General features: G+C 66.9%; 5 protein-coding genes and 1 tRNA gene. 2 read left to right on the top strand and 4 right to left on the bottom strand.

Annotated elements, in window-relative coordinates; all coding sequences use genetic code 11:
- Positions 1-108 precede the first annotated feature (108 nt).
- On the bottom strand, positions 109-981 hold the full coding sequence (locus tag KA184_21185; protein MBP8132102.1) for a hypothetical protein: 873 nt from the start codon (positions 979-981) through the stop codon (positions 109-111).
- Positions 982-1123: 142 nt separating this feature from the next.
- On the opposite strand from KA184_21185, the gene KA184_21180 reads away from it, so the two are divergent.
- On the top strand, positions 1124-2128 hold the full coding sequence (locus tag KA184_21180; protein ID MBP8132101.1) for a GNAT family N-acetyltransferase: 1005 nt from the start codon (positions 1124-1126) through the stop codon (positions 2126-2128).
- A gap of 20 nt (positions 2129-2148) precedes the next feature.
- On the opposite strand, the gene KA184_21175 is transcribed toward KA184_21180, so the two are convergent.
- The 3 genes from KA184_21175 to KA184_21165 all read right to left on the bottom strand — a co-directional run bounded on the left by KA184_21175 (position 2149) and on the right by KA184_21165 (position 9431).
- Positions 2149-4764, bottom strand: a complete 2616-nt coding sequence (locus KA184_21175) for a DEAD/DEAH box helicase (GenBank protein MBP8132100.1) — start codon at positions 4762-4764, stop codon at positions 2149-2151.
- Between the two features lie 344 nt (positions 4765-5108).
- Positions 5109-8435, bottom strand: coding sequence for a UTP--glucose-1-phosphate uridylyltransferase (locus KA184_21170; protein MBP8132099.1), 3327 nt, complete (start codon positions 8433-8435; stop codon positions 5109-5111).
- Positions 8436-8471: 36 nt separating this feature from the next.
- Positions 8472-9431, bottom strand: coding sequence for an NTP transferase domain-containing protein (locus KA184_21165; protein MBP8132098.1), 960 nt, complete (start codon positions 9429-9431; stop codon positions 8472-8474).
- A 310-nt stretch (positions 9432-9741) separates the two neighbouring features.
- Between KA184_21165 and KA184_21160 the strand changes: the two genes are divergently transcribed.
- Positions 9742-9817 (top strand) — tRNA-Met (locus tag KA184_21160).
- Positions 9818-10163 lie beyond the last annotated feature (346 nt).

The following is a 10163-nucleotide window of genomic DNA, read 5'->3' as shown; positions in this document are numbered from 1 at the left end:
GGTTCCTTCCATCGGCGGCGCGACCGCATATCTCACGAGGAACGCAAAGACAACTCGCGGTCCCTGCCGTCCCTGCCGTCCCCGACGCCGGGGCACAGTGCGGTAAATTCAGGAACTTGCGGCAGCCGTTCCCGAAATCCACTCGCGGACCACGCCGATTTCTTCCGCGCTCAACGGCGCGTCGCGGTACGGCATCTGCGGCTGCAGCGTGCCTTCAAGATATTGGATCAGCACGCTGCCGCCGGGGTCGCCCGGCGTCACCGTAGCCCCCGCCTTGCGCCCGCCCCGCGACAACCCCTCGAGCGTGGACACGTCCAGCCCCGCCTTGGGTTTCTCGCCCGAATGACAGTCCAGACAGTGTCGCTCAATAATCGGCCAGACCCGCTCCTGATAACTGGACTCGGAAAGCAGCCGCCAAGGCTGCGCCTGGTCCCTCTCCGGCGCGGCGGCATCGGCCGCAGTCAGCGGGGACGCCTCCGGCGCGGCCCCGGAAGCCGGAACCGCGGACAACGCGAGCGCCTTTGTGCCTACGCCATATTGATAGACCAGCATGGCCCCGCGATGTCCCGTGATCCCCACGACCCCCGCCGTGGTGAACGCCGCGAGAACCATCATCCCGCGAATGACCTGTTGCATGCGCGCGCGCGGTATCAGCGTGAGCAGCGCGAGCAGCGCGGTTACGGCGGATGCGACCCAGACCTTCTCGGCGGCCGCCTCGTGCGCCTCGATCCGCGGCCAGACTTCCGCGGTCAGGGAAGCAGGCGCCGCCTCACGGGCCTTTTCGCCCGTGAGCATGGCGGCCCACGCGATGAGCGTCAAGGCCGCGAAAAAGCCCACCGTTACCCATAGCAGCAGCCTCTTTCTGGAAAGTACTGCGGTAATTGCGGCAAGCGGAACGCCGAGCACGGCAAGGACAACAGGGAAATGCACCACCATCGCATGCAACAGTTCGGGACGTTGCACGGCTTCAAATATGCTCATGGTTTCAACCTCCGTGCCCGACTCTATCCCATGGCGGCGTTTCCCCACAAGATTCAGGCTTCCACGAACGCCGGATGACCTCAAGCCCCGGGACCGGATATACTCCGCGTCGAGCGTCCAAGCGTGCATCAGGACCGCGTTCATGCAAGTGCGCCGTATCTCGTCGCCCCCTCAAAACGCTGCCGCGTTCATCGCTGAGACTGCCGCGGGGCTCGGCAGTTTGTACGGTCCCGCGGCCGCGGCGCACTATCTGAGCGTCGCCCCCGACGGCATGCGCGCCGCGCTGGCCCATGCGTCGCTCTATGCCATTGCCGCCTGGGATGACGGGGCGCAGGCATTGGGCTGCCTCACAGCCGTCCAGAGGCCGCCCGCTGCGCATATCACGTACCTTCATGTACTGCAGCCGTTCGAAGGGCGGGGTGTCGAAAAGGCGCTCGTGGAGCGCGCCGCGGCCGACCTGCGGCAAGACGGGCTGGACCACATCGCGTGCGAGTGCGTCCCGTTCTGCCGGCTCAACCTCACGCCCGCGTTCCGCGCGTGCGGGTTTGAGCACATCGAGCGCCTCCTGATGCTTGCGCCGTTGCGGCATCGGAGCCTGTGCGCGATTGAACAGGGCGTGGAAATCAACCAGACGCTCCGCGACGAACCCCGACCCGTCGCGGCCTGCACGCCGACCCATTGGGAGGACGTGGCCGGGTGTCTCGTGGACGCATACCGCGACGGCCCCGGACGGCGCCTGCACATCGACGTTTCGGCGCCGGAACTCGCCTATGCGTTCGTTTCGCGCGCGGCCACCGGCGCCTTCGGGCGCGTCCGCCCCGGCTATATGCTCGCCGTTTTCGACGCCGGGCGCTGCGTGGGAGCCGTGCTCGGCTGCGAAATCGCGCCCAATACAGGGTTCGTGCTGCAGGTGGCCGTGCGCCCGGAATACCGGCGCCGCGGCATCGCGGGCCGGCTGCTCCAGCGCCTGGCCGAAGCGTTTCGCGACGCCGGCCTGACCCAGGCCGCACTCGGTGTCACCAAGACCAACCCCGCGCGCTCGCTCTACGAAAGACTGGGGTTCGCACCGCTGCGCGACGTTGACGCTTATGTGTGGTGGCGGCCCGGCGCCGCGCCGGGAACGCCGGATTCGAACTCTCAGATTTGAACTTTCAGATTTGAGGCCGCTCACGCCGCGCTGGAGACAGCCCGGGGCTTGACCAGCACCTGGTCCGGCGGCAGGTTGAGCTTGAACCCGCGCTTCGGCGTCGTCCCGATGAGTTCCTTGTGCGCGGGGCACGCCTCCATGACCCGCTTGACCAGGCTGCGCTTCTGGAAATGCATTTGATTGGGCTCGACAACAACGTCGCCCCATACGGCCTCGTAGATCGCGTCGTAGGGCACGCACGCGCCGGCATGCGCCGCCAGCACGCGGATGAGCCGGTATTGCTTCTCCTGAAGCGCAACGCGCACGCCGTCAAGCAGGATTTCGCCCGGCGCATCGTCGTCGACAATGAGCACGGGACGTGCGGGCGCGGGCAGCACGTCGCCCGGGGTTGCGCATTCGGGGACATGCTGCCGCCGCGCCCAGGCATGGAGCCGGCGCGCTTGCGCCTCGGAGAGCCAGCGTGTAAGCGCCTTTTCGGAAAGCGCAGTGATAGCGGCGGGCGTGTCCAGCCGCTGCGCGGCCAGCGCGAGGATTTCGTTGCGCGTCAGTCCGGCAGGACAGCGCGCCAGCGGCAGCGCCTCCTCGCGCAGGCCGTATTGCACGCGTTCGGACAGCGTCCGGATTCGCTCGATGAACCCGGCGTTCGCGCCAAAGGCGGACGCGACGGCCGCGGCGGCGTCGATAAGCCAGCTGACCTGCTCCGCGGCGGCGAAAACCTGCCCGGCGGTGGTATGGTAGTGCTCCTCGAGATCGGGGACCGCCGCATGCTCGATCCATTCCTGGAGGAACAGCGCGACCTTGATGGCGCGCACCTCCTCAAAAAAGGGTTGCGCGTTCGAGTTGCGGATCCGGTTGAGGGGCGTGTCCGCTTCGAGCGGCTCGTCCCGCGTGAGCCGCTTCAGCACGGTCGGGTAATCGGCGTGGTCGTATTCGCGCGCCGTCAGCGAAAGCTGCAGCATGCGCCCGTCGGCCGTCGAGGCCGCCGCGAACAGCAGGTCGATGGCCGGCCACGCGCGCATCTCGCACTGGCCTATCCAATGTTCGAGCGCGCGGGCCGTCTCGATGGCGATGCCCTTCGCCGCCACCGCAAGACCGAACGGCGTGGCCTCGAGGCGCCCGTCCGGGTGCGAAACGGCGGCGCCCGCGTCAACGCACCGGTTCACCGCGGAGCGCAACCGGAATTCGACCTCGTCGAGGGTCAGCGTCTCGGCCCAGACCCAGCGCCCGCTGAGCGTGTGCTCCAGGAACGTCAGCAACTCGTTCAAGGTGCGGCACGACCGCGACGCGACCAGCCGCAGCGCGTGATTCTCGAGCGGCGTCTGTGCGAGCCGCGGATCGATGCGCTCGCGCTCGCCGTCCACGTAGCGCCGCCAGAGCGTCTCCTGATCGAAGGGAGTGGTCGCGATCAGGATCGACCGCCCGAACGCCTGTCCCGAGCCGTAGCGCCCGGCCCGGCCGCTCATATTCTCGTATTCCGTGTGCAGGATGGGCGTTTTCCAGGGCATGCCGAGCCGGTTGTCGTAGCGCCACTTGTCCGCCGTTAGGAACACGTTCTGCGCGGGCAGGTTCAGCCCGACGGCAAGCGTGCTCGTCGAGACCAGCACCAGGACTTCGCCGCGGCGGAACCCCTCCTCGACCGCGCGCCGTTCCTCGGGCGAGAGGTCCGTGTTATGAAACGCCACGCCGCAGGACAGCGTTTCGAGCAGCGTATTGCGCGAACGCGTCGGGTCGAGTTCGCGCAACGCCTCGATCGTTTGCTTCGCCGCCGGCAGCCCAACCCGGCCCGCCAGCAATTCCGCGCCCCGGCGCGACTCGTGCCGTGCCTTCACGAAGATCAGGCACGCCTCGCCCCGCTGCGCGAATGCGCATACGTTCTGCGTGAGCTGTTCCCAGGCCGATTCGCTGCCCGCGTCGATGAGCCGTTCTTCGCCTTCCGTGAATTCGTTGTACGTGCGATACCGGAACACGCCCTCGTATAGCACGCCGTAGCGCAGCTCGATGGGCCGCCGCTCATACTGGACCAGCCGCGCGCCCATCCATTCCGCCAACTGCTCCGCGCCGCCGATAACCGCCGACAACCCGATCAAACGCCGCCGCGAAACGCCCTCGCCGTAATGCAGGATGCGCGTCAGCAGCAATTCCGCCATCGGGCCCCGTTCCGGGTCGGAAAGCAGTTCCAACTCGTCCGCCAGGACCAGGTCGATCTCCTCCAGCCGCTCCGGGCGCCGCACCAGCAACTGCGCCAGCTTCTCATACACCACCACGGCAATCGAGAAATCGCCGTCCTCGAAGTCCCGGTCGAACTCGCGCCGGTCCCGGGTCGAAATAATCACCTTCAGCCCATACGCCGCGTACTTCTCCTTGAAATCCGCGTATTTCTCCTCCGCCAGCGCCTTCAGCGGCGCCAGATACACCACCTTTTTCCGCCGTAACGCCGTCTGAATCGCCGCCATCTCCGCGATAAATGTCTTGCCCGAACTCGTCGGCGCCTGAATCAGTAAGTTGTCGCCGCCAAACAGGTTATGACGCGTCACCGCAAGTTCCTGCAACGGCAGCAGCACCTCGCTCTCCTGCCTCCGCCACAACTCCAGAATCTCCAGCGGCACGTTGTACCGGTACAGGTCCACTATCTTCATGGCTCGCGCTCCTCTCGACGCATCCATCATTATACTGTATATTTTTACAGTAGTCAAGAGGAAAATCGCCGCGGCCAGCGCGACCGCGCCAATCGTAATTGCGCCCCCGTGGAAGCGGCGCCCCGCCGCTTGTTTTCGGGGGATTCGCGTCCTTCGCGGGCCAATCAAATCCCACGAAATACACGAAGCGCAAGAAGGGGAAACACCGGCAGGACCAGACCGAAGCCTGAACTACGAACGAAGAACCGCGCAGCCACACTTCTTCGTTCGTAATACGCGCTTCGGCGTGCGGGGTTGCCTGGGCCGCCTAAGAACAGGCTGAAGCCCATGCCGCGCCCCGGCCACTACAGGTCGCAGAGACCGAGCACATAGTCCTTGCTGCCGTCGTTGGCCCAGGGTTCCAGTTCGTCAGGCGACTTGAGCTGCTGTCCGCGCAGCCGGTCCACAACGATATAGCTGCACGCGACACCCGGCAGCCCGGACATGTCGCTCCAGAGTTTTTCGAACTGAGCGACGGGGTACACGTCTTCCTGGCCGTGCCCCCAGCGCATCTTCACGTCCTTGATCGTCACGTAGGTAGGCACATGCTGGGCCATGTGGCGCACGGCCTCCGCGATGCGGTCCTCGGGGCCGTGCAGGTCGTCGCGCGTGAGCCCGAACAGCCGCAGCAGCGGGTCGATCTGGACCCAGGTCGTCATCGAATTGTAATAACGCAGCCGGAGTTCGTCCTCCTCGCGCGGTTGGGCGAGCCCTTCGAGCAGGCGTACGCGGCCGTTGACGCAGGCGAGGCCGCCGCCCCGGTCGGTGATGCGGCGCGCCACGACTTCGAAGGAAAGCACGCTGCCCGAAGCGAGATGCGCGCCCAGGGGTTCGGGGTCGACGTTCGCGCCGAGCGTGTCGATGTTGTGCAGCATGATCGTCTCGAGTTGCGGGCGTTCCCGGAGCAGCCGCGCCAGCACGCCGTTCCGGAACATGTTGGGTATTTCGTACCAATGCCCGGGCGGGTGAAACCGCTGTAACGGCACGTTGTCCGTGTAGTTGCTGCCCTCGCCCTTCTCGCGCGCCCAGTTCATGAGCGCCTGGCGCACCGCGTCGCGGACCTTCTGCTTCTGCTCGTCCAGCGTTTCCTGAGGCATCTCCTCCCAGAGGAACACGAGGTCCCGGACCATGGGCACGAGCCGCTGCCCGATCGCGCGGCCCGGCGAGAGCACCAGCGGCCCGTCATGCCCGTAGTTCGCGTTCATGCGCAGGTGTTTCTCGATCGCGCCGTGGGTCAGGTAGCTCGTCGAAATGATGTGCGGAATCGCGGCGCCATAGGCGCGCGCGGCGCGGCGCGTCTTGGCAAGGTGCAGCTCGAGGAAGCTCCGGTGTTTGCCCCCGGCGAAGATGAACGGGTTCACCGCCTTGATCACCCCCGCGCCGCTGGTCCAGCGTGTGCCGACGCCCGCCGCGAGCGACAACACCGCGACGCGGCCCTCGCGCAACGCAATCTCACCCAGAGCGCGGTGCGCGGGCTGACCCGGCGCGACCACGTCCTCGTCCCGGACGTCCTGGATGTCCGTCTCGATAGGAAGGCGGTTGTGCGCGAGGCCGATGCGCCCGCTGCGCAAGTCGCGGCGGACCTGCTCGTGGTGCACCGCGTCGAATCCGTGTTCGGCCCGTATGCGCGCGCTCTCATCGTCGTACTGCGCGCGCAGCGACCGCGCCCCGGAACCGCTGACCTGGAACAGGTGCCGCACCATCGTGCGCAGCAATGCCGAGGTCTCTTCGGGCTGGTCCGCGCGCGCCGCGATATGGTCGAGTTCGGCCCGGCGCAGGTAAGGGATGGCGCTCGCGTCGCGGTGGACCAAATCGGGAATCTGGAGACCGTAGTAGCGGCCCGGCATGAGCGCTTCCGCGCCGCGCAGCAGCCGCGCGGAGGTTCCGGTCTCATTGATGCCGAAATGGTAGACGACGGGGTCCATCGCGAAGGGCAGCGCATCCTCGAGCTCGCGCTTGGTCACGCGCAGGATTTCCAGCAGTTCATCGCGAAACGCCTCGCGGCGCCGCGGCGCGACGAACATGGCCATGCCGCCGCCCGACATGCCGCCGAGCATCAGAAAGCCCCAGAAATCCTGCCCGAGCCGCTCCCGCGCCCGCGCGATGACCGTCTCAGTGAACCGGTTGGTCACCCACGGGATTATGGACTTGAGCGGTTCGCCCCAGTTTTCCGTCGTGCAGCGCGCCACGGCGCGGATGTCGCCTGCGCGCAGCGCGTCGAGGATGCCGTCAAAGATGCCGCGCATGCGCAGCCGCGCTTCCCATTCCGCCCGGTTCCGGAGCAGGTACTTCTCCGTGACCATCTCGAGGATCGGGCCCACGTTCTGCGCCATGCCGCCATGAAAGACGACCAGCGATTCCGTGAGCCGCTTGCGCGCTTCGGGGTGCAGCGCGCCGCCGCCCAGCAGCTGGTGCCGCGGCAGCAGGCGGCCTTTGCTGACGCCCCATTCCGGGTCGCCCTCGGCGGCCGGCGCGCCCTCAATGACCTTGAGACCCGGCCAGACGCCGCCCGAGTCCTGCCAGCCGCCGCCCGAGCCGCCCAGCCATTCGCCGAGGATGGCGCGCGAAGCCACGAGCCGCCGCTCCCGTTCGCTCAGCACCCCCTCGAGCTTCTCCGTCTGGCCGGTGGCGCGCATGAGCACGCTCACAATCGACGCGAGCAGCGTCGTCGACACGGCCAGCCGAGACCCTTTCGGGATGTCGTTGACGCGCGTGACCAGTTCGACGCCACGGCCCGGCTCGACCACGCGTCCGAGGATATCCACGATGGACTGGCCCGTGCCCTCGAAAGACGGCGGCGCCAGACCGGACGCGATGACGCCCGCCTTGAGCAGGCCGAGGTAGTCATTCCCGAAGTTGAAGAGGTCGCCGAGGTCCGTGATGTCCTTGGTCGCCTCGAGGTCCACGCTTGTCAGCCGGAGCACCGGCTCCGGGATCACGCGCACGTACGTCTCGACCGGCGGTTTCACGGCCTGGTCGCGCCCGTACACGCCCAGGTCCACCGAGATATTCAGGACGCGCGCGCCCTCCGGGAAATCCATGCCCAGGAAGAAGATGTCCGACCAGCCGCTGTGGCTCAGGTCCAGCCGCACCGGCGTGCGCTCGAGCAACACGGGATAGAACGGCGCGCCGCCGCCCCGGTCCAGCATCTCGGGCCGGATGCGCACCGGATGCTCCTCCGCGTGGCCGACCCGGAACATCCAGCGGTTGCCTTCGCTCGCGCGCACGCTGCGGCGCACCTGGTCGGCCAGCGTCTGAAACGCGAGATGATGATACGTCTCGCCGAGCGCGCTCAAGATCGCGCCGTTCGGCCCGCCAGCGTGCAGGACCCCGCGGAACCGTTCGATCGCGCGTTCGAACCGCCGCGCCAGAAAATCCTCGAAGCCGTCGTAGGGGATGCGCCCCGAAGGGGCGATATCGCGGGCATCCGCAAGGAAGAAGCGGCAGGCGGCGTAGAGAAACAACGTCGCGCGGACCCGCTCGTAGAGGTTCGACGCGTTGCGCCGGAATGACTCCAGTTCCTCGCAGGCGTCCAACACCTGCCGCGCGGACAGCGGCGCGCACAAGTCCCGGAACGCGCGGTCGCGTTTCTGGGGATCGTTCGTGGTGATGGTCTCAACGAATACGTTCACGGTCGGCCATGCTCCACCCGGGCCGCGCGCCCGGCCTCACAACACCTTGTTGTCGCGTTGCAGTTCCGCCATGGTTTCCAGGATGGTGGCCAGCGCCTCGTCGCGGCCGCGCCCCGCCAGGGCCAGCGCGACCTGCGCCTGCAGCAGGCCGAAGCGCTGCCCGATATCAAAGCGCTTCCCCGCGGCCTCCAAGGCGAGGTACCGTTGCCGGCGCGCCAGCTCCTGCAGCGCGGGCGTCAACTGATAGTCTCCCCCTTCATGCGGCGCGGCCATGCTCTGTTCCAGCAGGGAAAACACCGCCGCCGTGAGCACGTGCACGCCAAAGAAGCACAGGTAATGGCCCACGCGCAACCCCGGCGTGTGCAGTTCCAGTTCCGCCCGGCTCACCGACGGCTTCTCTATAATCTTCTCAATCTGGTACACGCCGGGATGGTTTGGTTCGCGCTTGCCGGTCAGCGTGCCATAGAGGCCGACGAGATGCTCGCGCGTCGCCTGCACCGCGGAGACCGGGCACCCCTCCGCGCGCGCCAGTTCGAGCACCTGCGCGGCGCAGCGTTTCCCCGGCACGTACGAGAGGTACAGATGGTCGCCGAGAAGCAGCAGGAACGGGTCGTCGCCGGCAAATTCGCGCGCGCCGTACACGGCGTGGCCATAACCCAGCGGCTCGGTCTGCGCCGCGAAATGGAGGCGCCGCAGCAACGTCTCGATGCGCTCCGCCTGCTCCTGCGCCCAGGCCACGCCAGGATGGCCTTCGAGCAGGTTGCGCCTCAGCGCCTGGAACGCGTCCAGATACTGTTCCTCGTCGCCCGGCGCGCACACGATGCAGATTTCTTCAATGCCGCTTTCGAGCGCTTCCTCCGCGATGATCTGGATCACCGGCTTGGTCAGCCCGTCCCGGTCAACGAGCGGCAGCATCCCCTTGTGCACCGTGTTGGCGGCAGGAAACGTGCGTTCGCCCCGTCCCGCCGCGGTAATCACCGCCTTCCTTATTTCCACGAGTCTTCCTCCCTGCAGTCCACCCGATAGTCTAGCAAGCGTATCCCCGGCGCACAAGCCGAACCACCGAACCGCGAACGGGAAGTGCTCTCGCACAACACACCGGACAAACCGCGGAAGACACCGCCCCAGGCACGGCACCCCCTCCCGGGCCACCCGCAACCAGGGATGCGGCGGGTCATTCCGGCGGCAGGAAGCCCGCGGCAAACCGCGCGCGAAAACGGGCGCAAAGCGCATCTTTATTCTCTGCTTTCGATTCCCGTTGGACACGCCCGCGCGAATTTGTTATCATAATTCCCCGTCCAATCGTGGCGGCGTAGCTCAGTTGGTAGAGCAGCGGAATCATAATCCGTCTGTCGGGGGTTCGAATCCCTCCGCCGCTACCATCTTCCTTTTCTAGCACGTCTCATGCCGGAACGCGCAAAGCCCTCTCTCTATTGCCGTTTCTCGCCGTGCGTTTAATTGCGCTCCTCGACGGTTTTGCTGATACGGCTTTGCGCCTCGTTGCACGTTCTTGACATGCAGGTCCGGAAGCCGGAGCAAGGGTCGCTGCAAGGAAAACTGCCCCCGTGTCCTACACCAGGGTATCCGTTGCCGAGGTTGCCGGCCCCGTAACCGCGGGCAGCGGACCAACCGCACCGGCCATGTCGAGCAGGTCAAGCGGTGTGCAGCGCGCCATCGTAAGCTTCGGGTCGGCATGCCGCATGAGCCGCCCCGTCCGCGCCCCGGCCC

This window comes from Candidatus Hydrogenedentota bacterium (genome assembly GCA_018005585.1).
Taxonomy (GTDB): domain Bacteria; phylum Hydrogenedentota; class Hydrogenedentia; order Hydrogenedentales; family JAGMZX01; genus JAGMZX01.
Note: the sequence above shows the minus strand (reverse complement) of the source record. Positions and strands in the feature narration are given on the sequence as shown.

What these genes read in the sequence shown, in the direction of transcription:
- KA184_21180 (MBP8132101.1), top strand. Translation starts at nt 1,124, where the DNA reads ATGCAAGTGCGCCGTATCTCGTCGCCCCCTCAAAACGCTGCCGCGTTC.
- KA184_21185 (MBP8132102.1), bottom strand. Translation starts at nt 981, where the DNA reads ATGAGCATATTTGAAGCCGTGCAACGTCCCGAACTGTTGCATGCGATG.
- KA184_21175 (MBP8132100.1), bottom strand. Translation starts at nt 4,764, where the DNA reads ATGAAGATAGTGGACCTGTACCGGTACAACGTGCCGCTGGAGATTCTG.